We start from the raw sequence: 26,315 nt of genomic DNA, 5'->3' as shown, positions 1-26,315 counted from the left end.
TGTCGTCGGCAGTTTCGCCAAGGCTAGCACGGAGACCGATCACCCCTAAGGAGAAAACCCGACCTCGCGGAGGTCGGAAACGTCCAGAAACGAAAAACGGCGCCTTCCTGCCCGGAAAGCGCCGTCTGTGATCGTCACCGATTGGGTGGGATCAGGAAGCTTCGCTGATGAACTTCACCGCATCGCCAAAGGTCTGGATGGTCTCGGCCGCGTCATCGGGGATCTCGATGCCGAACTCTTCTTCGAAGGCCATAACCAGCTCAACGGTGTCCAGGCTGTCTGCGCCCAGATCATCGATGAACGACGCGTTCTCGGTCACTTTGTCTTCTTCAACACCCAGGTGTTCCACAACGATCTTTTTTACGCGGTCTGCGACGTCGCTCATGTCAATTCCTCATCTTTTCAGGCATTCGCCCGGTTGTCAGGCATTCGCCCGGTTCTGCCCTTGCCCGCTCGGGGCGGCGTGGTTGTGCCCGATGCGGGCGGTCGTGTCCCGCATAGCGGAACCGCCCCTGCCGGTCCGGCATGGACCCGCAGATGGCGAATATGCGCCGCCTATAACACAGACCGACGCAGAGGCAAACGGTTTCGCAGCATCACTGCACCCGCATGCCCGGGGCCTGTCGCCTGAGGCTCAGGCAACAGGGTGAGCATTTGGCCACAGCCGCAGCCACATGCAAGGCTTGTGGTGCATATTTTTACGCAACCCCTCACCGCCGCAGGTCATTTTCCGTTATTTTGCAGCGACTTTCAGCTGGTCATCCATCCTGAGGATGGCCGTATTTCGCCCCGGATAACCGGGCCAGCTGCGGGGCGGGATCGCAAAACCCCGCGACCAATCTTGTGCGATGCCGCGTCGGCGGCACCGAAAATCCCCCACGGCCTGAGGCATAGAGGCCACATCTGACGCGGCGGCCGGAACGCAGAACCCGCCACCGGAGGACCGGCGGCGGGACCAGGTGACTCGGCGTCACCGCAAAGCCTAACCGGGGTCTCGGCGGCCCCGGTTGCAGCCCGGATCGCGCCCCGGGATCACAGCATGGCCATGCCGCCGTTCACATGCAGGGTGGTGCCGGTGACATAGCCTGCCTCGGCGCTGGCCAGATACAAAACGGCGGAGGCGATTTCCTCCGGGGTGCCCATCCGACCGCTGGGGATCTGGGTCAGGATCGTGTCTTTCTGGGCGTCGTTCAGCTTGTCTGTCATGGCGGTGGCGATAAAGCCGGGAGCCACGGCATTGACGGTAATGCCGCGGTTGGCGACCTCATAAGCCAGCGATTTGGACATGCCGACCATACCGGCCTTGGCGGCGGCGTAATTGCCCTGACCGGGGTTGCCGGTGGCCCCCACGATGGACGAGATATTGATGATCCGGCCCCAGCGCGCCTTCATCATGCCGCGCAGAACACCCCGGCACAGGCGCATGGTCGAGGTGAGGTTCACCTCCAGCACGCTGGCCCATTCCTCATCCTTCATCCGCATGAACAGATTGTCGCGGGTGATGCCGGCGTTGTTGACCAGAATATCCACCGAGCCCATCGCCGCGATCGCCTGTTTCGGCAACGCCTCGACCGCCTCTGCATCGGAGAGGTTGCAGGGCAGCACATGGGCGCGCTCGCCAAGTTCCGCCGCCAGTTCCTGCAGCGGGGCCTCGCGGGTGCCGGAGAGGCCCACGGTGGCGCCAGCGGCGTGCAGGGCGCGGGCGATATCGCCGCCAATACCACCAGATGCCCCGGTGATGAGGGCGGTTTTTCCAGTCAGATCAAACATATGATTTCCTTTGTCTCATCCCCGGCCCGCGGTCCGCCGTTTTCTTTGGAAGACAACGGGCCGGAATATTAATGAAATTTCCGCGTTCAGCCCGCGGTGATGGCTGCCACGTCCTCAGCGGTGCCGATCTGACGGCAGGCCAGATTGCGGTCGATTTTGCGGATCATGCCGGAGAGCGCCTTGCCCGCGCCGATTTCCCAGAATTCGGTCACGCCTTTGGCGGCCATGGTCTGCACGCTTTCGCGCCAGCGCACAGAGCCGGTCACCTGCTCGACCAGAAGCTGGCGGATTTCAGCCGGATCGGTGACCGCATCGGCGCGGACGTTGGCGATCAGCGGAACCGCAGGAGAGGTGATCTCGACCCCGGCCAGTGCCTCGGCCATGACATCGGCGGCAGGCTGCATCAGGGCGCAGTGGAAGGGCGCGCTGACCGGCAGCATCACGGCGCGTTTGGCGCCTTTTTCCTTGGCGATTTCAGCGGCGCGTTCAACCGCGGCCTTGGCGCCGGAGACCACGACCTGAGTGGGGTCGTTGTCATTGGCGGCCTGACAGACCTCGCCTTGTGCGGCGGCGTCTGCAACGGCGCGCACCGCCTCGAGGTCGAGCCCCAGAATGGCGGCCATCGCGCCCTCGCCGACCGGCACGGCGCTTTGCATCGCCTTGCCGCGAATGCGCAGCAGGCGCGCGGTGTCGGCGACGGAAATCGCCCCGGCTGCGGCCAATGCGGAATATTCGCCAAGGCTGTGACCGGCGACAAACGCCGCCTTGTCGATGCTGACACCCTCAGCCTCCAGCGCGCGCATGGCGGCGAGCGAGGTCGCCATCAGCGCCGGCTGGGCGTTCTGCGTGAGGGTCAGGGTTTCGATATCGCCCTCCCAGATCAGCTGGCTCAGCGCCTCTCCCAGTGCGGCGTCCACCTCGTCAAAGACCGCTTTGGCTGCCGGATAGGCCTCGGCCAGGGCTTTGCCCATACCGATCGTCTGCGCGCCCTGCCCTGGAAACACGAATGCAATTGTCATCTGAGACCTCATCTTGTCTGCATATCTGCGTTGCATCGGGTTTAGACGCAGGTGACGCTGCGTACAAGCATAGCCTTCGCGCGGGCGCACCGGTGCTGTGCATCAGCTGACAGAGATGCGTGTTGTGTCAAACCGCTGAAGGGATAGGGTATTCCTGTCGCCCCCTATGAGAAGGTCTCATCGCCCGTGTCCTCCCCTGCCCGCGCCCCCGCGCTTCGCCAGAATACCGCCCGCCACTATGGCAGCGTTGCCAAAGGTTTTCACTGGCTGACAGCCCTATTGATGCTGGCGGTGTTCCCGCTTGGTTATTTTGCCAATGATCTGGCGCACCATATTCAAAGCCCGGAGTTTGACGGCGCACAGGCCACGCTGACCCGCGCGGCGCTGCTGTTTTCACTGCACAAGACCCTGGGGCTGGCGTTGTTCCTGACCGCGCTGCTGCGTATTCTCTGGGCGCTGAGCCAGCCCAAGCCGGTGCCGCTGCACCCGGAGCGGCGGGCCGAGACGCTGCTGGCGGAGGTGGTGCACTGGCTGCTTTACGGGGCGCTGGTGGCGGCCCCCCTGACCGGCTGGATCCATCACGCCGCAACCACGGGATTTGCGCCGATCTGGTGGCCATTTGGTCAGAACCTGCCGTTTGTGGCGAAATCTGAAACCATGGCGGCCGTGTTTGGCGGGCTGCACTGGCTGTTTGTCTGGACCCTTGCGGTGGCTTTGGGGCTGCATATTGCCGGGGCGCTGAAACATGAGGTGATCGACCGCGACGCCACGCTGCGCCGGATGCTGCCAGGACGCGCGCCGGAGGTGACGGTGCCAGAGCAGACCCCCCATGGGGCGGCGCCGGTGCTGGTGGCGCTGGCGATCTGGGTCCTGGTGCTGGCCGGCGGCGGCGCCTTCGGCCTTTATGCGCCGCACAGCCATGGCGCGCCGGGCACCACCACACATGAGGCTGGATCCGAGACCACAGATGGCGGCGATCCTGCCGCAACGATGGCGTCTGACACGGCCGGCAACTGGCGGGTCGAGGATGGCACATTGGCGCTCACCATCGTGCAGATGGGCAGCGAGGTGCGCGGCCAGTTCGACCGCTGGCAGGCAGTGATTGATTTCGAGGACCCTGCCGCCCCCGGCCCCGCCGGCGCGGTCACCGTCACCGTGGCGATCCCCTCGCTGAAGCTCGGATCTGTCACCGATCAGGCGATGGGGCCGGATTACTTTGACAGTTCCACCTATCCCACCGCAGAGTTCCGCGCCGATATCGAGAAGCTGGCGGAAGGATATATCGCTGAGGGCACCCTGCGGATCCGCGATCAGGAGGTGCCGCTGCGCCTGCCCTTCACGCTGGATCTGAACGGTGACACCGCCACAATGTCCGGCAGTGCCGAAGTGAACCGGCTGGATTTCAACATCGGCCAGGGCGTGCAGGACGAAAGCTCGCTTGCCTATGCGGTGACCATCGCTGTCGACCTGACCGCCAGCCGCGCCGCCCCCTGACGGATGTGGACACAGATCCGGCGGGGGTGGCCGCCGCGTGCCCCCCTTGGGGACATATAGTCCCGCAGGTTCTGGCCCACTTAAGGTATTGTGCCGCGCGGCAGCACCGGTGATGCTGCGAAGATGGCCACCGAAATCGAGTTCTCTTTTGCGGCACTGAACCCGTCGGTACGACGGCACATTCGCGTGTTTCAGATACACCAGTTCCTTGACCGTTTTGCGATGGGGCTGACGGTTGCCGTGGTTGCTCTGGCCTTGACCGACCGGGGCATGGACCTGTTGCAGATCTCGTTTCTCTTCGGGGTCTACGCGCTCACGACGATGGCGATGGAGCTGCCGTTTGGTGGCCTTGCCGACAGCATCGGGCGCAGGCCGGTCTTCTTGACGGCGGTTGTCGCCAGCCTGATCTCGCTCGTGCTTTTTCTCTCTACGAGCGATTTTTATGTTCTGGCGCTCTCGTTTGCATTCATCGGCTTTGGCCGCGCGCTTCGGTCGGGCACGCTGGATGCCTGGTTTGTTGAAACCTTCAAAGCTGCCGCCCCCAATGTCGATGTCCAGCCCGCACTGGCCAAAGCGCAATGGGCCAATGCCGTAGGTTTGGCGATTGGCGCCATTCTGGGAGGTCTTCTGCCCGATGTCTGCGGCGAGGTCGCAAAACGCCTTGGGTTCAGCATTTATGATGTGTCCTACCTTGCGAGCGTCGTCGTGATGTCGGGCGTGTTTGTTTTCACGGTACTGGCCATTGTCGAAACACCGCGCCCGATGAGCGCCACGGCTCTCAAGCACGGCTTTGCGAATGTGCCGATGGTGATAGGGGACGCGAGCCGTCTGGCCCTCAGACATCCGGCTCTGTCGATCCTTCTGGCAGCGCTGGCGTTCTTTTTGATGGCGACCAACCCTGTTGAGGTGATCTGGCCGACCCATGCAAAGCCGATGCTGGACGAGAGCTATGCAAACACCGTCATCGGTATCGTCACTGCCAGCTATTTCTTCGCCATCGCTTTCGGCGCGTCCCTGTCCGTGCCCATCAGCCGGATTTTCAAACGGCGGCACGCCATGACGCTGGCGGCAGGTTTCGCCTGTCTGGCAGGGGTTCAGATCGCATTGGCGCTGCAAGGCAGCATCGTCGGCTTTGTGACGGTGTTTGTCCTCTATTCCGTGTTTCTGGGGGTCTGCGAAACCCCGGCCAGCAGCATCCTGCATCGCTGCGTTGGCGACGGTCAACGCTCGACCATGCTGTCTTTGCGGTCGCTGATCCAACAGTTGGGGGCCGCATCGGGCCTGATTCTGGCCGGAGCTGTCGCCGATATCTACTCGACACCGGTCGCCTGGATCGTCGGTGCGGTGTTTCTGGTGATTGCGATGATGCTGATCTTGGTGTTGGTCAGACGGCTGGCGGCAGCCGCCGAATAGCTGACGGGTGCGCGCCCACTCGTACAGGGACGCACTTACAGGGACAAAAAAACCGCCACCCGGCAAGGGGCGGCGGTTCTGGATCGGTAGGTGGCGGAGGTGATCCCTCCGCCGTGCGGTCTGGTTATTCGGCCTTCATCGCCTCGACCGAGATCTTCACCTCAACCTCGTCGCTGACGAAGGGGGCGAATTTGCCCAGCTCGTAGTCCGAGCGCAGCAGGGTTGTGGTGGCGTCGAAACCGGCCCAGGGCTTGCCCGCCATCGGGTGTTCGCCGACCTGGTTCAGCTTGGCATCCAGAACCACGGATTTGGTGACGCCGTTCAGGGTCAGGTCGCCGGTGATTTCTGCGGTATTCTCGCCGGTGACCTTGATGCCGGTGGATTTGAAGCTGATCATCTCCGCATCATCGGCGCCAAAGAAATCCTTTGACATGAAATGGTCAAAGCGCGCTTCCCAGCCAGTCAGCATGGATTGCGCGGGCATCGACACCGAGACGCTGGAGGCTTCGGGGTTTTCCTGATCAAAGGCGATTTCACCCTCAAACCCCGAGAACATGCCGTAGGTGGTCGAGAAACCAAGGTGATTGTAGCTGAACACCACCTGGCTGTGGCTCGAATCCAGCTTGTAGGCTTCAGGGGTGGCAAAGGCGGTGGTGGCCGCGGCCCCCATCAGGGCGGCGGCAAAGAGAGTGGTTTTCATAATCTTGGCTCCGTTGGACCGTGTGACTTCGTTTCCCAGTTGAAGACTTTGTCATCAGAAAGGAAAGCCCGCAAAAGCCAACACTATCTGTGTTCAGATGAACAACCCAAGCCGCATTGACGCACAGAGGCCGGTTCTCGCGCAGTTGTGATGTCGGCAGGCGGTGGCGGTGGGCCAAGGCGTTCCGCCAGAGATCTGGAGCGCCTAGCTGAAGATCGGTAGGGCGCCGCTCAGCTGATCGCGCAGCCGCAGGCGGGTTTCGGTGCTGTCGATCGGCAGCTCCATCAGCACTGCGCCGTCGATATCCAGAACCGAGATGGCATGGGCGGAGAGGCGCACGCCGCCAAGGCTGCTATAGCTGCGCCGCAGGACAATCCGCGGTGCGCCGCGCCGTGTCTTGCGCAGGATCCTCAGCTCGCGCCGGATCGGGTCGAAACAGGCCTCCGGCTGGCTGTCGGGGTGATGCGAGGTCAGCAGGATCAGGCCGACAAACAGAAAGGCCACGGAAATCCCGATCCGGATCAGCGACATCTGCGGATCGAAGCCTGCGTCAGGCAGCAGCCAGAGGCCGGTGGCGCCCATCACCATACCGCCCCCAAGAATGCGCAGCAGCAGCGAGCGGACCGGCCAGTTGGCCTGCATCTGAAGGTTCATTGGTGCCGACCGGGCCAGATGGGCCAGCCGTCTGGCGGCAGGAGACTGAGAGGACGCGCGCCGCATGACCTTGCCAAATCGACCCGGCTGCATGGGCTGAAAACCGATCTCGGATGGTTCGAGGATGCTCATCTCTGGTCCCTTTCACTCTTAACGCGGTCTGTCTGTCCTGCCTTGCCTGTGACGCCTGCTGCGCCTGTTGGTCTGTGACTGGCGGGGTGGTTAACACTTGATTAACCAAGATTGACGCCAGCATTGGGGCTGAAATGGGGCGGAGTTGCGGTAAATACGGGCCGTGCTCCGCCGTGATGGGCAGCCCTTTCGTCTACGGGCCTCAACAGGGCATATGCAGATGCAGCCGCCCTGCCCCCGGTTCCGTCTTGACCCCGCCGGGCTAGCGCGCGGGGTCTGATCGGGCCGCTGGCGAAAGAGGTTCGCCCTGTCGGATCCGTGGCCCATTCTCAGTTTTGCATAATTTTGCTAAAATTTGGTTCACAGGCTATGGATCAAACCCCAGCGACCACTGGCAACGTGGGCGCAGAGGGACATCTGGAGGAGCACAGGGGCACGCGGCGGGAAACGGGCCTTGCCCTTTTGGTCTGAGCCTGTATATGGGGGCTTCCTTCCGCGACATTTTCGATCCGCGCAGACTCTCGTGACAGGGCAGCGGAAGGGACAACCGCCCCGTCTATGAAATGCGCCTAGACAAAAACTGGAGTTCACATGCCACTCTACGAGCATGTCATGATTGCGCGTCAGGACCTGTCCAACTCGCAAGCTGAAGGCCTCATCGAACATTTCGGTGCTGTTCTGTCCGACAACGGCGGTAAGCTGGTCGACAGCGAGTACTGGGGCGTCAAGACGATGGCCTATAAGATCAACAAAAATCGTAAGGGCCACTACTCCTTCCTGAAGACCGATGCTTCGGCAGCGGCGATCCAGGAAATGGAGCGTCTGATGCGCCTGCATGATGACGTGATGCGCGTTCTGACCATCAAGGTTGACGCACATGAAGACGGCCCCTCGGTTCAGATGCAGAAGCGCGATGAGCGCGACACGCGTCGTGAGCGCCGCTGATCAACGCTTGAGAAAAGGACGCTAAACCATGGCAGCCAAACCGTTTTTCCGTCGTCGTAAAGTATGCCCGTTCTCGGGCGACAATGCGCCGAAAATCGACTACAAAGACACCCGTCTTCTGCAGCGCTACATTTCCGAACGTGGTAAGATCGTGCCGTCGCGCATCACCGCTGTTTCGGCAAAGAAGCAGCGTGAACTGGCCCGTGCTATCAAGCGCGCCCGCTTCCTCGCCCTGCTGCCCTACGCCGTGAAGTAAGGAGATAAGCACATGCAAGTTATCCTTCTGGAACGTGTGGCCAAACTGGGCCAAATGGGCGAAGTCGTGGACGTAAAGCCCGGCTATGCTCGCAACTTCCTGCTGCCGCAAGGCAAGGCGCTGACCGCGTCGCAGAACAACATCGCTCGTTTTGAGGAACAGAAAGCGCAGTTCGAAGCGCGCAATCTGGAAACCAAGAAAGAAGCGGAAGCTCTGGCAGAGAAGCTGGACGGTCAGCAGTTCATCGTGATTCGCTCCGCGTCTGACGCTGGCGCCCTCTACGGCTCCGTCACCCCCCGTGACGCCGCAGAAGCCGCCACCGCAGAAGGTTTCTCGGTCGACAAGAAGCAGGTTGCCCTGCTTTCGCCGATCAAGGAACTGGGTCTGCACAGCGTTGTTGTGAAGCTGCACCCTGAAGTCGAAGTTCAGATCAAACTGAACGTTGCGCGTTCGGTCGAAGAAGCTGAGCTGCAAGCCTCGGGCAAATCGATTCAAGAGCTGGCCGCTGAAGAAGAAGCCGCTGCTGAATTCGAAATCTCCGAACTGTTCGACGATATCGGCTCTGCCGCATCCGACGACGACGATGCAGCCCCGGCCGCAGACGACGAAGAGACCAACGCCTGATCGGCATTGGATCTATCCGAGATCGAGAGAGGCCGCCCCGGATCGGGGCGGCCTTTTTCATATCTGCGGCGGCCGCAGCTGGATTGCGCTGCTGACAGATCAAAATCGCCTCAAACTCTCCGCAGAAACTGCGGCGCGGGTAACCTCGTCTTTGCCGGTTTCTGCAAGCCTAGATCCCGCCCTGAGCGATCGCTCCGGGAGCGCGTGTTTGTGCGCACGTGTGGTTGTGACTGTCGTGCCAGGCCTGCGTCTGGCGTCTGGGGGTAAGCATGGAAGAGGATCTGATCCGGGAAGAAACGGCGCTGCGGCGACGCCTGCTGCTGCGGCTCTTGCGCAACTTCAGCTTTGAAAACCCGAAATACAGGGGCGAACCGATCAGCAATCTGGTGCCACCGGAGCTGATCACCGCCGAGCTGACCCGGCACAACCCTGACCGGGTGATCCAACCCTGAACCATGCGGGCGTTGCAGACGGGGCCACGAAGGCTCGGCCCCCGCAGCCCCTTTGCATGGGCGTCCCAATCGGGCCGCAGGCACGGGAGCCGTGTTGGGACAGGGCAAGGCCCGGTTCATGCGCGCGTGGATCATGCGGCAGTCGATCAGCGCCGACAAATTCTTAGCCGTTAAAATTTGATCCATCAGTGCCCGCCCTGGCCGGGGCACCCTGACCGGTCATGCGGATCGCCGCGCCGGGGGTCCAATCCCGGCTGATGGCCCGGGATTGCGGGCGATCATCGGACAGCCTGCCACGGTCGGGGGATATCCGCCGATGGGTTCCCGCGCCATTTGCCCAAGCCGCAGGCGCGCCCTAATCTGCCGCCGATCCGGCGTATTCGGGGTTTAGACAGGCAGTATCCATGATTGATCGCAGAACGGCTCTGGCCATTATTCTCAGCCCGCTGGCCCTTGCCGCCTGTGGCGAGGCACCCGCCGCAACCGAACGCGCCGCAACGCCGCCGCTCTATCCCAACGAGACGCCGGAGCTTCGCCGCAAGATCAATTTCTGGGCCGACCACTATGAGGTGCCGCGCCCGCTGGTCCATCGCCTTGCCATCCGCGAGAGCACCCATCGGCCCTGGGCGGTCAACCGGCCCTACTACGGGCTGTTGCAGATCCTGCCGGCCACTGCCCGCTCCATGGGGTTTCGCGGCAAGCCGAAGGATCTGCTGGATGCCGATACCAACCTGAAATATGCGGTGAAATATCTGCGCGGGGCCTGGCTCCTCTCCGATGGCAGCTACGATCAGGCGGTAAAACACTATTCGCGCGGCTACTACTATGCCGCAAAACGGCGGGGCATGCTGCGCGAAACCGGGCTGCGCCCCTGATCAGACCGCTTGAAAACCACGATATCACAAAGAGTTATGATATCTTACGCGGCAGCTTGCCACTCTGATTGTTAGCGCAAAACTGTCACGTGACCGAAGGCGTTTTTCTGCTAGCATGGATGTCTGTAATAAAAAGACGTCGGAGTGAAAAATGCCTATTCAACTAGATCGCCGGTCCTTTCTGGCCGGCAGTGCCGGTCTGATCGCGCTGCATCCGTTTTCGGTTCAGGCGGCTTCCAATCAGGTGCATCTGCGCCTGATGGAGACCACCGACCTGCATGTGCATGTGTTTCCCTATGATTATTACGCCGACAAGCCGCGCGACACTGTCGGGCTGGCGCGCACGGCCTCGCTGATCGGCGATATTCGCGCCGAGGCGACCAATTCGCTGCTTCTGGACAATGGCGACTTCCTGCAGGGCAATCCGATGGGCGATTACATCGCCTATGAGCGCGGCATGAAGGAAGGCGACACCCATCCGGTCATCCAAGCAATGAACGCCGTGGGCTTTGACGGCTCGACGCTGGGCAATCATGAGTTCAACTACGGGCTGGATTTCCTGATGAAATCCCTTGCCGGGGCCGAGTTCCCGGTGGTCTGCGCCAATGTCGCTACATCCACCGGTGCCGGCCCGCGTGACGACAAGACCCTGCTGCCGCCCTATGTGATCCTGGAGCGCGAGCTGACCGATGGCGCGGGCAATCGTCATCCCATCAAGATCGGGCTGATCGGCTTCGTGCCGCCGCAGGTGATGAACTGGGACCGTCGCCATCTGGAAGGCAATGTGCAGGCCCGCGACATTCTGCAATCCGCCCGCGCCTATGTGCCGGAGATGAAGGAAAAAGGCGCCGACATCATTATCGCCCTGTCACATTCCGGGATCGGCAGCGCCGATGAGACCGACGGGATGGAGAATGCCTCGGTGCCGCTGGCGGCCGTCGAGGGCATCGACGCCATCATGACCGGCCATTCGCATCTGGTCTTCCCCTCCTCCACCTATGCGGATTTTGCCGGGGTGGATGTCGACAAGGGCACCATCCACGGAACCCCCGCCACAATGGGCGGTTTCTGGGGCAGCCATATGGGTCTGATCGACCTGATGCTGGAGCGGGACGGAAGCGGCTGGCGCGTGGTGGGCCATGCCTCGGAGGCGCGCCCGATTTCGCGGCGCGAAGAGGACCGGTCGATCACCGCCCTGGTCGAAAGTGCCCCTGCGGTGCTGGCAGCTGCGCAGAAAGAACATGACGAGACGCTGCAATATGTGCGTCGCGCCGTGGGCAAAACCGACGCGCCGCTGCACAGCTATTTTGCACTGGTCGCCGATGATCCCTCGGTGCAGATCGTGTCGATTGCGCAGACCTGGTATATCGAACAGATGCTGAAGGGCACCGAGCATGAAGGCCTGCCGATCCTGTCAGCTGCGGCCCCGTTCAAGGCCGGCGGCCGCGGTGGTGCGGAGTATTACACCGACGTTCCAAAAGGCGATGTGGCGATCAAGAATGTCGCCGACCTCTACCTCTACCCCAACACCGCCCGTGCGGTGCGGGTGACCGGCGCGCAGGTTAAGGACTGGCTGGAACGCTCTGCCGGCATGTTCAACCAGATTACCCCCGGCGAGGCCGATCAGGTGCTGCTCAATCCCGCCTTCCCGAGCTACAACTTTGACGTGATCGACGGGGTGACCTATCAGATCGACCTGTCGCAGCCCTCGAAGTTCGGACCGAAGGGGGAGCTGGAGAATCCCGACGCCAACCGCATCGTCAATCTGGAGTTCAACGGCGCGCCAATCGATCCCGCACAGGAGTTCATTATCGCCACCAACAACTATCGTGCTGGCGGTGGCGGTGCCTTCCCCGGCGCGATGGGGGATACCATCGTGTTCGAGGGGCCGGACACCAACCGCGATGTGATCGTGCGCTATATCGTCGAGAAGGGCACCATCAGCCCGCGCGCCGATGCCAACTGGCGCTTTGCCCCGCTGGCGGACACCTCGGTGCTGTTTGACACCGGCCCCAAGGCGGCGGCCTATGTGGACAGTGTCGAGAGCATTGCAATTGAACCTGCGGGTGAAGGGCCGGATGGCTTTGCACGCTACAGAATTGCACTGTGAACAAACTGTTTCCGATTTGTGCAAAATGAAATGATTCTCGCCGCCCGGCCAAACTTGGTCGGGCGGCATATTTAGGCGCACACGCCCCGCTTGCACACAAGTTATTGAGGGGCGCCCTAAAGGTTAATTTTTACAAATTTCGAGCAAATTTGCGCTCTCCTTACTGCTTTTTAGGCATTTGTTTGCCAAATTTCCGCCCCCTTCTTGCGGCAGAGTTTTCCGACATGCGAGGTGTCGATCAGCGCTGCACAACAGCGATCCGCATCAAGACGGTTGATGAGCAAGAGGAGCAGTTCCGATGCCAAATGGCAGTTTCAACGATTTTCGAAATGCGCTTCTGGCGTTTGAATCGGGCTGGGACAGGGACCGCTACAATGCGGGGCAGATCAGCGACGCGCAGCTGACGCAATGGGTCGGCGCGCCGGTCAGCAGCTTCTATCCCGGCCTCAGCAGCTGGGGCCAGCTGAGCGACACCCAATGGCGGGACATGGCCTATCACTCCACCAATTCACTGGGCTTTGTCGGCTATCAGTTCGGCGAGGCGCTGCTGATTGACCTCGGTTATTATCAGGATGACGTTTACTACCTGGGCGGTGATATCATCAACCGCTGGGATGGCACCTGGACCGGGAAAAATGGCGTCAACAGCCTGGATGATTTCAAATCCCACGCCGCACAGGACACCGCCATCAATGAGGCGTTTGGCTATAACTTCGAGATGCTGAGCTACTATCTCGGTCGGCAGGGGCGCAGCATCAGCGATTTTGTCGGCGAGACCGTGACCTATCGCGATGTCAATGGCGCCATGGTGGATGTTACCCTCTCGCTGACCGGGCTGATGGCTGCGGCGCATCTGCGCGGTGCTTCGGGGCTGGCGACGCTCTTGCTGAGCGATACCGCCTCGACCGATGAATACGGCACCTCGATCCTGAAATACGTGAAAGATTTCGGCGGTTACGACAGCCCCACAGCCGACGCGCTGATTGCCTTCTGGCAGGATCGCAAGGCAGGCGGCACCGCACCGCTGGACATGGGCGGGCCGCAGCCAAGCGAGCCCGTCCTGGTTGGTGAGACCCTGCTGGGCACCGTCAGCCGGGACATTCTGGATGGAACCGATGCAAATGACCTGCTGTCAGGGCGCGGCGGCAACGACCGGCTTGCAGGCCGTGCGGGTGATGATGATCTACGCGGTGGCGGCGGGCGCGACCGGCTGATTGGCCAGGGCGGCGATGACAAACTCAACGGTTCGCACGGGGCTGACACGATCCGCGCCGGTGCGGGCAATGACACATTGATCGGCGGCAATGGCAACGACCTGCTGTTTGGTCAGGGTGGTAACGACCTGATGATCGGGGGCGATGGGGCCGACACATTTGCCTTCGGCAGCAACCACGGGCGCGCCCGTATCCGCGATTTTGAACTGGGCACGGACAAGATCGACATCCTCAGCGGAGCACAGAACATCAATCAGATCGATTTTACGACCAGAGGTGATCACGTCGTGATGTCCTTTGACAATGTTGTGGTCACGGTTGAAAATATCACCGTCGAGGAACTGGCCAGTTCCGATAACTTTCTGTTCTGAGCGGGCACCACCGCAAGACCATCGGGTGATCTGACAACCGAGAGGTCAGACAACCGCCCTGGAGTTCGCCTCCACGGCGGTTTTCTTATGCCTTAGACCGCTCCTACTCCGCCCCGCGCTCACCGCCAAACAAAAAGGCCGCCCCCTTAGGGGACGGCCTTGCGCGTTGGTAAACCTCGGATCCGCGCCGGGCGGGATCCGGGATCTGACTTATTCTTCTTCCAGAGCTTCGACTGCGGCCTGCAGGTCGTCCTTGGACACTTCTTTCTCGCTCACTTTGGCCTGCTCGGCGATGTGATCGATGACCTTGTCTTCGAAGATCGGCGCGCGCAGCTGCTGCTGCATCTGAGCGTTCTGCTGGATGAACTCAAAGAACTGGCGTTCCTGGCCCGGGTACTGGCGTGCCTGGCTCATGATGGCCTGGGTCATTTCCGCATCGGTCACTTCGACCTCGGCTTTCTGACCCAGCTCGGCCAGCAACAGGCCCAGACGGACGCGGCGCTCTGCCAGTTTGTTGTGCTCGTCAGTCGGCTCGATTTCACCGTGGTTGTGATCGTGAACCTCGGGGTTTTCCTCGTGCCACAGCTGATGTGCGATCTGCTTGGCTTCGGCTTCGACCAGCGAGGGCGGCAGGTCGAAGGAGACCAGATCGTCCAGCTTGTCCAAAAGGCCACGCTTCATCACCGCGCGGGCCGCACCGGCGTATTCTGCTTCCAGACGCTCGGAGATCTGACCTTTCAGCGCGGCGAGGTCCTCGGCGCCGAATTTCTTCGCCAGCTCGTCGTTGATCTCTGCTGCCTTGGCGGCTTTGACCTCTTTCACGGTGCAGGTGAATACGGCTTCCTTACCGGCCAGATGCTCGGCCTGGTACTGCTCGGGGAAAGTGACGGTGACGTCTTTTTCGTCACCTGCCTTGGTGCCGACCAGCTGGTCTTCGAAACCGGGGATGAAGGAGTTGGAGCCCAGCACCAGCGGGTAGTCTTCGCCTGCGCCGCCGTCGAAGGCTTCGCCGTCTACCTTGCCGACGAAGTCGATCACAACCTGATCGCCATCTTCAGCGGCAGCACCCTCTTCGCGGGCTTCGAATTCCTTGGCGGTCTCGGCCAGGTTGGCCAGCGCCTCGTCAACTGCGGCGTCGTCTGCTTTGACCACCAGCTTTTCCAGCTCAACGCCGGAGAGATCAACTTCGGGGATTTCAGGCAGTGCCTCATAGGACATCTCGACGTTGACGTCGTCGCCCTCTTTCCAATCTTCGTTGGTCATCTTGACGTCGGGCTGCATCGCCGGACGGTCACCGCTTTCCTCGAAGTGCTTGTTCATCGCACCGTCGATGGTTTCCTGCATGGCTTCGCCGATCAGACGCTGGCCGAACTGCTTCTTCAGCAGCGCCATGGGAACCTTGCCCTTGCGGAAGCCCTTCATCTCGACTTCGGGCTGTGCCTCGACGAGTTTTTCATTGACCTTCGCATCCAGCTCGGCGGCGGTAACGGTGATCGCGTAGCCGCGTTTCAGACCTTCGTTCAGCGTCTCGGTGACCTGCATCATATTCCCCATAGAGATTCGGGGCGCGCGCGCGGGCGCTCCCCCAGACAATTTGTGGCCTTCTATTTGCACAAGCGCGGCGGCGCAAGAGGGATTGCCCCCGCAGCCGCCCGGTCAGCGCCGGTTGCGGCGTTTTTTGGCCCCGAAAACAGAAAACACGCCCCAAAGGACGTGTTTTCCATAATCCGATTGCGCGGATGCCGTTCAGGGCGCAGCGGATCGCGCTGCCCTGGCCCTGGCGATCAGAACTTCCAGCGGGCGCCTGCCATGATGGAGGAACTGTCCTGATAGCTGGTCCCAGAGGTGTCCGCATAGGAATAGTCGCGGTAGGCCACATAGGTTTCCAGGTTCAGACCGTCGAAATTCTGCACCGCTGCGACGCCCCAGGATTCAGCGTTGTCGCCACTGGTGACCATATCCGAGCCGTCATAATAATCGATGGCAAAGGAGGTCGCGCCCACGGCCAGGAAATTCGCGGTATAGCCCAGCTTGGCAAAGGCATAATCGCCGCCGGTGTCGCGATCCCCTGCCGCAACCGCAAGCGAGACTCCGCTTGGTTCGTGCAGCGTGGCAAAGGAGGCCACGATATCGCGGGTTTTGGTGCCCGGCCCGTTTTCGTTCCAGACCGCCCCCAGCGCGCCCTGAATCGCGAAATCACCAAGATCGTCGTTATTGTACCGCAGGGCGATATCATAGGCTTCGCGGTCGGAATTTGAGCGCAGGATCTCTTCGCCATAAGAGGCCGAGACGGTAAAGCCGCTGAATTCCGGCGTATCATAGCGCACCCGGCCAAGCCGCCCGCCATCGAAGCTGCGGAAGGCCGAGCCGATGTTGACGCCTGACAGCGTACCGGTGGAGGTGCGGAACAGGAAGCCGCCAGCGGAATCCCCGATGGCAGACGTCTGAATGACACTGGTGCCGGAGAAATCGGATTCCGCCAGCCCGTCAGAGGCCATCGAACCCTGACCAAAGGAGAAGGTGCCGTAGCGCGGTGTTGCGTATTGAATATCGACCTTGCGGATCCGGGTACGGTCCCAGCTGATGTTCTGCGGACGGCCGTTCTGGTTCACCCCATCAGAGGAGCGCAGCCCAAGAGCGGTTTCGAAATTGAACCGCAGGGTGTTCTCGCCAAAGGGCTGTTCAAGCCAGAAGCCGATGCGCGAGTTGGAATTGGCGTTGTCCACCAGCGTGCTGAAATCGTCACTGCCATCGTCGAACGACTGGAACGAGGGGTTGAACTGACCATAGTAGCGGAAGCTGCCGCCGGAGCTGTTCTCGTAGGTGGGCCCGGCAAAGGCGGGAACCGCCAGCCCGGCAACAAGACCGGACATCAGGGCTGTCACCCCAAGGTGAGAGGCAATTTTGGTGTTCATGAGGAGATGCTCCAATATTGTTCAGGGCGGCTCCCTCTCCATCCCTGAGAGGCCGACCTGTCACAGGTGCTATCACGCGATTTTCTGGTGCTGCACTCTTGAAATAAGCCGCGCCGGTTCCCTTGCCAGCTGTGGGCGGAATTCTCGCTCGATTGTGATCACCCGCTGCGCGGCACCGCGCCGATCGGTCCGGAAGTTCTGCGCCGCCCAGCTGTCTCAGGCTGACCAATCGGGCCGGAACATCGCTCCCCCCAGAAAACGTCGACATTTCGGTGGAATATTCAGTGAAACACGCCGTCTAACGGCAGATTTCCACAGTTTATTAAGGGGCACTCGTTAGCTGTGGCAGATCGACAAAGCAGGTACCCAGACTATGAGATTCAAAACTTCCATCAAGACGGCCATCTTTCTGATCGTCTTTCTGGCCAGCGCGGTCATGTTCGCGCTCATCGCCCTGTCGCGATACACCGATCAGCTGCGCACGGGGATCGAGACTGAAGTGGTCGCCGTGGAGGGGTTTGCAAAGACCCTCGCCGAGGCCAGCAGCGATTTTCAGAACGCCCGCATTGTTGAGATGGGGTTTCGCCTGAAGCCGAGCCAGGAGGTGATCGCCACCCAGGCTGAGACCATGGCGCATCTGCGCAACCGGCTGGAGACTGCAAGGATGCAGATCACCGAGTTGGATAACATGAGTGAGGCTGCACAGACGCTGAGCCTGCTGGCCAGTGAAATCGCCGCCTATGAAGCCGGGTTTGCCGACGTGGTCGCCAGCCAGGAGCGGTTGGGCTTTGACGAGACCGACGGGCTTCAGGGGGCGCTGCGCAGCTCTGTGCGGAGCATCGAAAAGGCATTGGAAGACACCGCAGAGCCCGAGATGAAGGTGAAGATGCTGATGATGCGGCGCCATGAGAAAGATTTCATCATGCGCCACGACACAAAATACATCGACCGGCTGAACGCCCGCGTGGATGAATTCCGTGCGTTCCCCGGCAGCTATTACAAGAACATCTCGCAGCGGGCCCGGATCGGCAGCCTGTTGACCGCCTATCAGAACTCCTTCAACGCCTATGCCGAGGAGACCAAGGTGATCGACGGCCACTATCAGGCCCTGAATGAAATCGAAACCGCTAGCGCGCCGATCCTGGCCAAGATGAACGACCTCACCTCGGCCCGGCTGGACAGGATCCATGCCAGCGCCGCCGAGGCCATCGCCACCGCCAATGCCAATGCTATGAAGGCAGGCTTTGGCGGGCTCGGGGTCTTTGTCGTGGTGGCATTTGCCCTTGCCATCGGGATCTCGCGTCCGCTGTCGCGGGTCAATCTGGTGCTGCAAAAGATCATGGCGGGCGATTTCTCCACACCGGCGCCGCAGTCGCGCATCAAAGAGGTCTCGACCATTGCCGCCGCCGTGGAGGACCTGCGCGCCGACAATGAGATGAAGGACAAGCTGACCCGCGAAATTGCCGAGGTCATCAGCGCCTGCGCTGCCGGAGACTTTTCCAAACGGTTGCAGATCGGGGACGCCAGCGGCTCCTTTGCGGATCTGGGCCGCGGTGTGAATGCCATCGGCGACGCGGCAGAGGGCGGCCTCGGCGATATCCGGCAGGTGCTCGACACGCTGGCGGCAGGTGACCTCACGCAGCGCATGCCCGACGGTCAGAAGGGGATTTTCAAGGAAATCGCCGATGCGGTCGACAACCTCAGCGACAGCCTCACCAGCATGGTGCGGCAACTGTCGCACAGCAGCGAGGTGCTGAATTCCACCGCCGCAGAAATTGCGGCCGCCGCCGAGGACGCCTCGCGCCGCGGAGAAACCTCCGCCGCCTCCCTGGAAGAAACCGCCGCTGCGCTGCAGACATTGGACGACACCGTGCGCGGCACCGCCGAAGGGTCGGATCAGGCCAAGGATATCGTGCGCGACGCCTTTGCCCAGGCGCGCTCCACCAGCGAACTGGCCAGCCAGACCATCAGCGCCATGCAGCGGATCGAGGATTCGTCTGGCGCCATCGCCAAGATCACCGACCTGATCGAAGATCTTGCCTTTCAGACCAATCTCTTGGCGTTGAACGCCGGGGTCGAGGCCGCCCGCGCGGGAGAAGCAGGCCGCGGCTTTGCCGTCGTCGCCTCCGAGGTGCGCGGCCTCGCACAGCGTTCTGCGGACGCCGTGCAGGAGATCAACGCGCTGATTGAGGTCAGCACCCGCGAGGTTGCCCAGGGCGTGAAACTGGTCGATCAGACCGGCACCGCGCTGGCCTCGATCCAAAGCTCGGTCGAAGCGGTGGTCGGCAAGGTTGAGCAGATCGCCGCCACCACGGTCGAGCAGTCCAATGGTCTGTCAGAGGTCAACACCGCCGTCGTCTCCCTGGACCAGAATGCGCAGAAGAACTCCGCCATGCTGGAGCAGACCGCCGCCGCCGGTCAGATGCTGCGCGAGGAGGCGCAGACATTGGTCCGGGCGATCTCCGGCTTTACCATCAGCCCTGCCAGTACCGGACACCGCGATGCTGAACCCATCGCCGACAGCTGGGCGCAACCGGCCTATGACGATGAGGATATGGCCTACGCCCAATCCGCCTGATCAGACGGTCTGACCGCACTGCCCCAGCTGGCGCGGCGGTCGGACCTGAGGCTGGCCAAGGCGTCAACGACCGGTGTCGCAGTCTGATGAGCCCAGTTCTGCCCCCTGACCTGCCCCCTGAAACGCCCGCCAACCCGGGCGTTTCGTCATATCTGCCAAAGATATCCTCCAATGGCTCGATCCGCGCCAGTCAGGCACCGGCGCAGGTGCCGATCAAAGACCGGCGTGGTCAGATCGAGACGACGCAGATCAGCCAGAACCCCACGCATGGCATCCACCGCCCCGCCGATGGCGACATGGTGCTAGGCGCAGATGCCGCGAAGGGCGAAAGTCAAAGCTGGTGCCAAAGGGGGAGACCGGCCCCAATAGGCCGGGTCATCTCAGGGGATCTGTGAAAAATGGTGCGGGTGGAGCGCACCGTCATTCCGTCCGACTATATCCGTTTTCGTTTGCCCGCCCACTGATATCAGGCCATAAATTACCCAGGCTGTCGCATTCTGTACGCCCCTGTCCGATTGCAGCGGGGGCCAGTTTGGGGGCCAAAGTGGGGGCCAAGCATGGCGAGAAACAAGCTCAAGGCAGTGGAAGTGAAGAACGGCAATGGCAAGCTGTTCGACGGCGCGGGGCTGTATCTGCTGAAAAGAGAGGCCGACAAGGGCCGTTGGATCTACCGCTACAAGCACCAAGGGCGAAGCCGTGAAATGGGTCTTGGCCCCTACCCTGCCGTCAGCCTCGCGGAGGCGCGCAAGTCTCGTGATGCCTGGGAAGTTGTTTTGAGGTCTGGCGAGGATCCGATTGCAGCCCGCGACCGGCAGCGGGCGGATCAACGCGCAGAGGCCAGTCGGTCAGACCCTACATTCGCAGAGGCCGCAGAAACCACATTCGAAGCAAAGAAGGCGGGGCTGCGGAGGGATGGCGCAAGCGGGCGATGGCTAAGCCCGATCCGGCTTTACATGATGCCGGCCATCGGCGGGATGAGAATGTCCCAGATCCACCAGACGGACATTCACCGGGCACTGGCGCCGATCTGGCGGAAAAAGCACCCGACCGCAGAGAAGGCCATTCAGCGGACCAAGATCATATTTGAGCATATGCGGTTTTCAGGTGTGGAGTGCGACCCGTTCATGGTGGACATGGCGAAGCATATGCTGGGCGAGGTGCGGCACCAGATCAAAAAGACCCCTGCGTCCGCATGGCAGGACATTCCCCGGATATACGCAGCATTGAACCGTGATGATGCCTCGCACCTCTGCCTGCGCTTCAAGATCCTGACGCTTGTTCGATCCGCTGGGGTCCGAGACGCCCGGTTCTCCGAGATAGACGGCGACGTCTGGACGGTGCCAGAAGACCGGATGAAGGGCAGCGAAGGAAAGGTATCCGATTTCCGCGTCCCGCTGTCATCAGCGGCGCTTGAGGTCGTTGCAAGGGCCGAGAAGTGGAAGCGCAGCGCCTATATGTTCCCCGGCGGACGATCCGGCGGCATATCTGACGTTGCCATCGGAAAGGTGTTCAAGAAGATCGACCCGGCCGGGACACCCCATGGCCTGCGCACCAGCTTCAGAACATGGGTTCAGGATACCGACGCCGCGCACTATGACGTTGCGGAAACCGCCTTGGCCCATATCATCGGCGGGAAAGTCGAAAGGGCCTATGCCCGATCTGACATGCTGGAGCGCCGGCGCTCACTCATGGAGGCATGGGCGCAGTTTGTGACAGGGGCGAAAGAAAACGTGGTGCCTATTCGGGGTGGCGGGGCGGCGTGATATCCGCCCAATGGGTCGGCTGGAAGGTGCGAGAGAAACCAGAGGCTGCGCGACCCGAAAAATTCCACCTGCTGTCGCGATCGCACCAGTAGATAGGGACGCATCTGCACCAGCTTGGCCCCAGCCCATCCAGCGGGAACCATGCCAAGAAATCGCTCCCGTCGCGAGGCGCGTTTTCCATATCCGAGCGCCATATTATGCCGCTGGTGTCAAGATGTGACGCGACTTGCTGCACCGTCTCACTCCTATTCCGGTTTGTCGGTGCCTGACTGGGCGGCCTCTCTCCGATCAAGCTCACGATCCACAGCCTCGCGAATAAACGCGGCGCGTTGGTTCTTACCTGCGACAGCTTCGATGCGATCCAGAACGCTTTGAGTGAGGCGTACCAGCGTCGGCTTTACGTTGAGTGGAGGACGTCCCATGCGCCCGCTATTATCCGATATCGGAAATTCGGTCAAAGATTCTTCCTCGGCAGTAAGCGATATCTCTTATTGACTAAGTAAACGATATCGCTTATTCAGTCAACACGCGACGTTTGTTGCCTTTGAGAGGTAGTAAGATGCTCACATGGAGGCTGGCATGAAGTGATTGATGGTCCCGGGGCCTGATCCTCGGGCCGCCTATGCGCGGATCATTTTTGGTTAGCCGGGTGGGCGGTCAGGCTCATCCGGCATTCCCAAAATGAAGTCACCGACTGCCGCCCCGAGGCAGATAAATCCACCTAAACCTCTTTCTGCGCGTAGCCCAACAGGACAAGGCACGGAACTTCTATTTCTGAGATTGCGGGTTCGAATCCCGCCGCGCAGTCCAACCACAAACGCACCCCTTTGATGGAGAGCCTATGCCCCCGCCTGTTTTAGACGCCTGCTGTGGAAGTCGCATGTTCTGGTTCAATCGGCATGACGCGCGCGCCGTGTTCGGCGATCAGCGCCGCGAGACGCACACGCTGAAAGACAAGTCCAGCAAGGGCGGCAGCCGGGAATTGATCATCGACCCGGATGTGCTGATGGATTTCCGAGACATGCCGTTTCCGGCCGAGACGTTCAGCCTCGTTGTATTCGACCCGCCGCACCTCATTAGCTGCGGGCCTAAAAGCTGGCTTGGCAAGAAGTACGGCAAGCTGGGAGCCGACTGGCGCGACGACTTGCGCGCCGGTTTCGCCGAGTGCTTTCGCGTCCTCAGACCCGAAGGAACGCTGATCTTTAAGTGGAATGAGGATCAGATCCGGGTGTCCGAAATTCTGAATCTCACCGACGCCGAGCCGCTGTTCGGCAACCGCTGCGGCAGGACCGCGAAATCTCATTGGCTGGTTTTCATGAAAGACCGGCCGGAATCCTAATTCCACCTAACCCCAACCACACCGCCTGGAGTAGCAATGCCCGGCTTAAGCGCAAGATCACGTCGCGGAACGCGGGCCATGAGGGCCGGAACCCGCAAATACCTGAAACGGACGCCCAAGGAAAAAGCGATGAATGATAAGCTCTCCACCCTGATTGCAGAGGCCCGCGAAGAAGCAGCGCGCGCGATGAAGGCCTATCCCCAGCCGAACTATGTGATCTCAAAAGTTGCAGAGGAAGCTGGCGAGGTGGTCAAGGCGGCCATCCATTGCGCCGAGCAACGAGCCGACGCCGAGGACGTGCGCAGTGAAATTGTTCAAGCACTGGCAATGCTCATGCGCCTGTATCTCGAAGGCGATCAGGTTCACGGCCTGCCGCCGATTGCAGAGCACACCAACTGAACTCCACCCAACCCCAACCCCGAAAGCACCCGAAGGAGAAGTACCCATGTTCGGAATTTTGAAGTCAGCAGTGAAGGCGGCTAGCGCCGTGGTGGATGTGCCGGTTTCGGTGGCGGCTGATATCGTCACTCTGGGCGGCGCACTGACGGACAAGGATAAGCCCTACACCGCCGAGGCTGCAGAGCGCCTCGTCAAGAACGTCAAAGACATGTCGGACCCCGAGTCCTGAAAACGCCAACCCCGAAACCGCACCCCTTTGATGGAGAAGGCAATGGTCGCCTACTACAACGAGCACAACCCCACCTCCGCTAAGTGGCTTAGGTTACTGATTGAAAATGGCTTAATTGCACCTGGCGAGGTGGACGATAGGAGCATTGAAGATGTTACTCCATCAGAACTTTCTGGATATTCTCAGCACCATTTCTTTGCCGGTATCGGCGGCTGGTCCCTCGCACTCAGGCTTGCCGGGTGGTCCGATAGTCGCCCAGTCTGGACCGGATCCTGCCCATGCCAACCTTTCAGCGCGGCAGGCAAAAGCCTTGGGTTTGACGACGAGCGCCACCTCTGGCCATCCTTCGAATGGCTCATTCGCCAGTGCCACCCTGCAACTGTCTATGGAGAACAGGTTGCGCGAAAGGCTGGGCGAGAATGGCTCGCCGTGGTGCGGTCTGACCTGGAAACGACAGGATATGCCATGGGGGCCGCCGATATCCCGGCTTGCGCGGTCGGGGCATGGCACGAACGACCCCGGCATTACTGGGTTGCCCACTCCATCAGGGTGCAGCAACGGCGGCAAGAACCATGTCGTCGGACGGCTGGACGAATGGGGCGGCTCATCAAATCCGTTTCGTGGGACAGAGGTTGGCAAGAAGCGCTGCGGGAGCTTCGAAGCATGGATGATGGGCTATCCTACGGTGTGGGCCTCACTGATGGCTTTCGAAATGCAATCGTCCCACCGCTCGCGCAAGCGTACGTAGAATGCACGATGTAAATTCCAACAATCCCCAACCCCGAAACGCACCGGGAGGTCAGAAATGACGGAAACCTGCGATAAGAACCGCCGCCCGATCCGAGTTGGCGATGTGCTGAAAGTCTTCCACTTCACGGGTGCCCGTCGGAAAAAGCACTTCATGTACAAACAGGTTGTGCGCACCCAATGGCTCGGAGGGTATGGCGGCCGTCCAAAGGCTCTCTACTTCTTCGTGAGCCACCTGAACCTCAAGGAGCCGACCCTTCAAGATGATGGGGGTTACTGGCTCGGAATGAACGAGGGGCTGCAGGAAGATTACGAGATCGTGCAGAACCCCGAATGCGACTTCGAAGACCGCGAAAAGGTCGAAATCCCCGAAGCCGCCTAATCCAGAAAATCCCAACCCCGAAACGCGACGGAGAGCACATATGATCGGACGTCTTCTTTGCCGCATTGGCTGGCACGACTTCAAAGCGCCCGGCGGGATATTCCCCGGCGCAGTGCGCACAACGTGCCGCAGGTGCAAGGCCATCAACCCCAATACGCTGGCAGGCCGAGCCTTAAAGCGGTCCAAGTAAACCCAACCCCGAAACGCAAAAAGCCCCGCTTCACCGGCGGGGCTTACACGTTGCAGTCATGCGTGTATCCGTTTGCGTCACCCATGACAGCCAGTTGTCTGGCAGCGCCCGCGGATCATCGGGCATTGTCGCCCGCGCTTCACCGTAGGAGCCGCAGCCAGCGTCACCAACTGTCAGAGTTTCGCCGCAGCTGCTCAAAGTCATCATCGCGGCTATTACCCCGCAGATCTTCCACTGCTTCACGACCGGCCTCCTTTCGCTTTGCGCTGTCTGTCAGCGTCTCGATGTACGTTTCCTTGCGGCCCTCTGCCTTCTGTGACCGCCCATAGGCCCAGATAGCCGCGAGGAACGCCCCAGCGGCCACCAGATAGCCCCAGAAGCGGGACAGCAGGGCGGAGATCATAGGTGCCACCATATGCAAGCAATTGCCCAAATTACCTTGCAGCTAATGTGAATAGCCTGATCTGTGTTGTACGAGATTTTCCCGGCGCACTTCGCGTAATCGGTCGCGGTGTGAACGACGAACTCAGCCAGAGCCAATACTATTGAGCCTGTTATGACCCCAACAAACCCCGCGTGAATGGCGCTATGGCTGACGAGAGCCTGATACCACGGAACCCCAGGTATCGGTGCTCTGTGATTTTTTGCTTTTGATAGGAAGTCGCCCTGCAGTGGATAGTCCGCGAGAGCATGGGCAAACAGCAAAAGGAGAAGCGTTTCCATCACTTGCCCTTCTCCGGGGCAACCCATGACGCCCAGAAGCCAATCCCAGCCATCAGCAACGCGACCAGCGCAGGCCAGCCCGCGCCGCTGATGAGAGAACGCACCAGCGCAGCCGGATCATCGGATGCCAGGATCACAGCAAGCACCGGCCCGATGGCTGTCAGAAGATGGCGCAGCTGCCCTTGCACCTTGGGATTTCGTAGCTTGTTCATGTCATGCCTCATTTGTGGAAATTGGGGTGCCGCCTGGGGTCAAGAGAATGCGGCGGCCTATGATCGGGGTGCCAATCGGCCAGCGCGACGACAGCAGGCGGGACTTGGCGATCCGGGTGACGGTGACAGCGTTTGCCTGATTGCCGCCCAGAACGTGATAATGAGTGTCGTCTTCGCCGTGATAGAACCCAACGTGACCGGCCCAATGGTTCCGGCTGATCCGCCAGAAAACCAGAGTGGCGCCAAAGACCGGTTCGCACTTATCGCCCCAGGGCTGCCAGTTGCGGGCGCCCAGCGGGTTCTCGGGCAGATCAATGTCTGCATCCGCCGCCCGGTGACAGGTCGCAACAAATGCTCCGCACCAAGGGATCTCGCGCGGGTCGATCCACGACACTGAGGCGTCAAACCAGCGGCGTAGGGCTGCAGTGTCGCGCTGCTCGTGCAGGCCGCGCATCTTTGTCGCTTCGGCCATCCATGGCAGGTCTGACCGATCTGGCACCGCAGGCATCAGCGCCGCGCGTGTCAGCGGGCCAACATAGGGTCGCGCGCGCAGGCCAATCGACCGCTTGAAGGCGACAACCGCGGCGTCTGTTCGAGGGCCGCGCAGGCCATCATGTGGACCGGGATCAAAGCCCAGCTGAGAGAGCCGGGTTTGCAGCCAAAGTGTTTCCGCGTTCATGGCGTCACCTTCATGCGAAGAAAGCCCGCTGGCGGGCCGTCTGGTTCGATTTGTGGATTGGTCAGGCTCTCTTGACGCCCGTCAGGTTCCTGAAAAGAGAAACCGATAAGGTCATTACAGAGAGAACGCC

General features: G+C 61.0%; 29 protein-coding genes and 1 tRNA gene. 18 read left to right on the top strand and 12 right to left on the bottom strand.

The features are described 5' to 3' along the window. Positions 1–151 precede the first annotated feature (151 nt). The 3 genes from VXL81_RS07555 to fabD form a co-directional block, all read right to left on the bottom strand. Complete coding sequence (locus VXL81_RS07555) at positions 152–385, bottom strand: acyl carrier protein (RefSeq protein WP_005982462.1); 234 nt, start codon at positions 383–385, stop codon at positions 152–154. Positions 386–1,032: 647 nt separating this feature from the next. Continuing rightward, positions 1,033–1,770: a 3-oxoacyl-[acyl-carrier-protein] reductase gene (gene fabG / locus VXL81_RS07550; protein WP_416542188.1), complete on the bottom strand. Its 738-nt coding sequence runs from the start codon at positions 1,768–1,770 to the stop codon at positions 1,033–1,035. An 86-nt stretch (positions 1,771–1,856) separates the two neighbouring features. Further along, a complete protein-coding gene (gene fabD / locus VXL81_RS07545) occupies positions 1,857–2,789 on the bottom strand; it encodes an ACP S-malonyltransferase (RefSeq protein WP_416542187.1) in 933 nt (310 codons plus the stop codon). Positions 2,790–2,975: 186 nt separating this feature from the next. On the opposite strand from fabD, the gene VXL81_RS07540 reads away from it, so the two are divergent. Beyond that, positions 2,976–4,283 carry a cytochrome b/b6 domain-containing protein gene (locus VXL81_RS07540; protein WP_416553616.1) on the top strand — a complete coding sequence of 436 codons (1,308 nt, stop codon included), beginning with the start codon at positions 2,976–2,978 and terminating at the stop codon, positions 4,281–4,283. A gap of 123 nt (positions 4,284–4,406) precedes the next feature. Further along, the gene (locus VXL81_RS07535) at positions 4,407–5,696 is read left to right on the top strand and encodes an MFS transporter (protein ID WP_416553614.1); all 1,290 of its coding nucleotides are present in this window, start codon (positions 4,407–4,409) and stop codon (positions 5,694–5,696) included. Between the two features lie 124 nt (positions 5,697–5,820). Here VXL81_RS07535 and VXL81_RS07530 read toward each other — a convergent pair whose 3' ends face one another. Together VXL81_RS07530 and VXL81_RS07525 are read right to left on the bottom strand one after the other, a co-directional pair. After that, positions 5,821–6,396 (bottom strand): YceI family protein, encoded by a 576-nt coding sequence (locus VXL81_RS07530; RefSeq protein ID WP_416553612.1) that lies wholly within the window; start codon positions 6,394–6,396, stop codon positions 5,821–5,823. A gap of 204 nt (positions 6,397–6,600) precedes the next feature. Beyond that, on the bottom strand, positions 6,601–7,182 hold the full coding sequence (locus tag VXL81_RS07525) for a hypothetical protein (RefSeq protein ID WP_340545803.1): 582 nt from the start codon (positions 7,180–7,182) through the stop codon (positions 6,601–6,603). A gap of 591 nt (positions 7,183–7,773) precedes the next feature. Here VXL81_RS07525 and rpsF point away from each other — a divergent pair. The 7 genes from rpsF (at position 7,774) to VXL81_RS07490 (ending at position 14,029) form a co-directional block, all read left to right on the top strand. After that, the gene (gene rpsF / locus VXL81_RS07520; protein WP_340545804.1) at positions 7,774–8,127 is read left to right on the top strand and encodes a 30S ribosomal protein S6; all 354 of its coding nucleotides are present in this window, start codon (positions 7,774–7,776) and stop codon (positions 8,125–8,127) included. 28 nt (positions 8,128–8,155) lie between these two features. Further along, a complete protein-coding gene (gene rpsR / locus VXL81_RS07515) occupies positions 8,156–8,383 on the top strand; it encodes a 30S ribosomal protein S18 (protein WP_005982441.1) in 228 nt (75 codons plus the stop codon). A gap of 12 nt (positions 8,384–8,395) precedes the next feature. Continuing rightward, positions 8,396–9,007 carry a 50S ribosomal protein L9 gene (gene rplI, locus VXL81_RS07510; protein WP_340545805.1) on the top strand — a complete coding sequence of 204 codons (612 nt, stop codon included), beginning with the start codon at positions 8,396–8,398 and terminating at the stop codon, positions 9,005–9,007. A 269-nt stretch (positions 9,008–9,276) separates the two neighbouring features. Further along, on the top strand, positions 9,277–9,459 hold the full coding sequence (locus VXL81_RS07505) for a peptidyl-tRNA hydrolase (protein WP_340545806.1): 183 nt from the start codon (positions 9,277–9,279) through the stop codon (positions 9,457–9,459). A 404-nt stretch (positions 9,460–9,863) separates the two neighbouring features. Beyond that, the gene (locus VXL81_RS07500) at positions 9,864–10,334 is read left to right on the top strand and encodes a lytic transglycosylase domain-containing protein (RefSeq protein WP_340545807.1); all 471 of its coding nucleotides are present in this window, start codon (positions 9,864–9,866) and stop codon (positions 10,332–10,334) included. A 151-nt stretch (positions 10,335–10,485) separates the two neighbouring features. Continuing rightward, entirely contained in the window at positions 10,486–12,444 is a 1,959-nt protein-coding gene (locus VXL81_RS07495) for a bifunctional 2',3'-cyclic-nucleotide 2'-phosphodiesterase/3'-nucleotidase (RefSeq protein ID WP_340545808.1), read from the top strand. 298 nt (positions 12,445–12,742) lie between these two features. Further along, on the top strand, positions 12,743–14,029 hold the full coding sequence (locus VXL81_RS07490) for a calcium-binding protein (RefSeq protein WP_416553610.1): 1,287 nt from the start codon (positions 12,743–12,745) through the stop codon (positions 14,027–14,029). A 210-nt stretch (positions 14,030–14,239) separates the two neighbouring features. On the opposite strand, the gene tig is transcribed toward VXL81_RS07490, so the two are convergent. Both tig and VXL81_RS07480 read right to left on the bottom strand, forming a co-directional pair. Continuing rightward, positions 14,240–15,571 carry a trigger factor gene (gene tig, locus VXL81_RS07485; protein WP_416534167.1) on the bottom strand — a complete coding sequence of 444 codons (1,332 nt, stop codon included), beginning with the start codon at positions 15,569–15,571 and terminating at the stop codon, positions 14,240–14,242. A gap of 242 nt (positions 15,572–15,813) precedes the next feature. Further along, positions 15,814–16,944 (bottom strand): porin, encoded by a 1,131-nt coding sequence (locus tag VXL81_RS07480; protein ID WP_416538907.1) that lies wholly within the window; start codon positions 16,942–16,944, stop codon positions 15,814–15,816. 373 nt (positions 16,945–17,317) lie between these two features. On the opposite strand from VXL81_RS07480, the gene VXL81_RS07475 reads away from it, so the two are divergent. The 3 genes from VXL81_RS07475 to VXL81_RS07465 all read left to right on the top strand — a co-directional run bounded on the left by VXL81_RS07475 (position 17,318) and on the right by VXL81_RS07465 (position 21,285). Next, positions 17,318–19,522, top strand: coding sequence for a methyl-accepting chemotaxis protein (locus VXL81_RS07475; RefSeq protein ID WP_416546019.1), 2,205 nt, complete (start codon positions 17,318–17,320; stop codon positions 19,520–19,522). Between the two features lie 86 nt (positions 19,523–19,608). Next, positions 19,609–19,917 (top strand): hypothetical protein, encoded by a 309-nt coding sequence (locus tag VXL81_RS07470; protein ID WP_416553608.1) that lies wholly within the window; start codon positions 19,609–19,611, stop codon positions 19,915–19,917. A 162-nt stretch (positions 19,918–20,079) separates the two neighbouring features. Further along, positions 20,080–21,285 (top strand): tyrosine-type recombinase/integrase, encoded by a 1,206-nt coding sequence (locus VXL81_RS07465; RefSeq protein WP_416553606.1) that lies wholly within the window; start codon positions 20,080–20,082, stop codon positions 21,283–21,285. Positions 21,286–21,530: 245 nt separating this feature from the next. Here VXL81_RS07465 and VXL81_RS07460 read toward each other — a convergent pair whose 3' ends face one another. Continuing rightward, on the bottom strand, positions 21,531–21,707 hold the full coding sequence (locus VXL81_RS07460) for a hypothetical protein (protein ID WP_416553604.1): 177 nt from the start codon (positions 21,705–21,707) through the stop codon (positions 21,531–21,533). A gap of 311 nt (positions 21,708–22,018) precedes the next feature. Here VXL81_RS07460 and VXL81_RS07455 point away from each other — a divergent pair. From VXL81_RS07455 to VXL81_RS07430, 6 genes are all read left to right on the top strand, one after another. After that, positions 22,019–22,095 (top strand) — tRNA-Arg (locus VXL81_RS07455). Between the two features lie 70 nt (positions 22,096–22,165). Then, positions 22,166–22,624: a class I SAM-dependent methyltransferase gene (locus tag VXL81_RS07450; RefSeq protein WP_416553602.1), complete on the top strand. Its 459-nt coding sequence runs from the start codon at positions 22,166–22,168 to the stop codon at positions 22,622–22,624. 129 nt (positions 22,625–22,753) lie between these two features. Beyond that, complete coding sequence (locus VXL81_RS07445) at positions 22,754–23,023, top strand: hypothetical protein (protein ID WP_416553600.1); 270 nt, start codon at positions 22,754–22,756, stop codon at positions 23,021–23,023. Positions 23,024–23,069: 46 nt separating this feature from the next. Continuing rightward, positions 23,070–23,252 (top strand): hypothetical protein, encoded by a 183-nt coding sequence (locus VXL81_RS07440; protein ID WP_416553598.1) that lies wholly within the window; start codon positions 23,070–23,072, stop codon positions 23,250–23,252. A gap of 30 nt (positions 23,253–23,282) precedes the next feature. Beyond that, a complete protein-coding gene (locus VXL81_RS07435) occupies positions 23,283–24,014 on the top strand; it encodes a DNA cytosine methyltransferase (protein WP_416553596.1) in 732 nt (243 codons plus the stop codon). A gap of 43 nt (positions 24,015–24,057) precedes the next feature. After that, positions 24,058–24,381, top strand: a complete 324-nt coding sequence (locus tag VXL81_RS07430; RefSeq protein WP_416553594.1) for a hypothetical protein — start codon at positions 24,058–24,060, stop codon at positions 24,379–24,381. Between the two features lie 353 nt (positions 24,382–24,734). Here the strand turns inward: VXL81_RS07430 and VXL81_RS07425 are convergent, their stop codons facing one another. The 4 genes from VXL81_RS07425 to VXL81_RS07410 are packed head-to-tail and all read right to left on the bottom strand — an operon-like array spanning position 24,735 to position 26,185. Continuing rightward, on the bottom strand, positions 24,735–24,974 hold the full coding sequence (locus VXL81_RS07425) for a hypothetical protein (RefSeq protein WP_416553592.1): 240 nt from the start codon (positions 24,972–24,974) through the stop codon (positions 24,735–24,737). Then, positions 24,971–25,294, bottom strand: coding sequence for a DUF3307 domain-containing protein (locus tag VXL81_RS07420; RefSeq protein ID WP_416553590.1), 324 nt, complete (start codon positions 25,292–25,294; stop codon positions 24,971–24,973). The genes VXL81_RS07425 and VXL81_RS07420 overlap by 4 nt, the downstream gene beginning before the upstream one ends. Then, positions 25,294–25,506: a hypothetical protein gene (locus VXL81_RS07415; RefSeq protein WP_416553588.1), complete on the bottom strand. Its 213-nt coding sequence runs from the start codon at positions 25,504–25,506 to the stop codon at positions 25,294–25,296. The genes VXL81_RS07420 and VXL81_RS07415 overlap by 1 nt, the downstream gene beginning before the upstream one ends. A gap of 1 nt (position 25,507) precedes the next feature. Then, positions 25,508–26,185, bottom strand: coding sequence for a TIGR02594 family protein (locus VXL81_RS07410; protein ID WP_416553586.1), 678 nt, complete (start codon positions 26,183–26,185; stop codon positions 25,508–25,510). Positions 26,186–26,315: the final 130 nt, after the last annotated feature.

Source organism: Phaeobacter sp. JH204B (genome assembly GCF_048055755.1).
In the GTDB taxonomy this organism is placed as follows: Bacteria; Pseudomonadota; Alphaproteobacteria; order Rhodobacterales; family Rhodobacteraceae; genus Phaeobacter; species Phaeobacter bryozoorum.
Note: the sequence above shows the minus strand (reverse complement) of the source record. Positions and strands in the feature narration are given on the sequence as shown.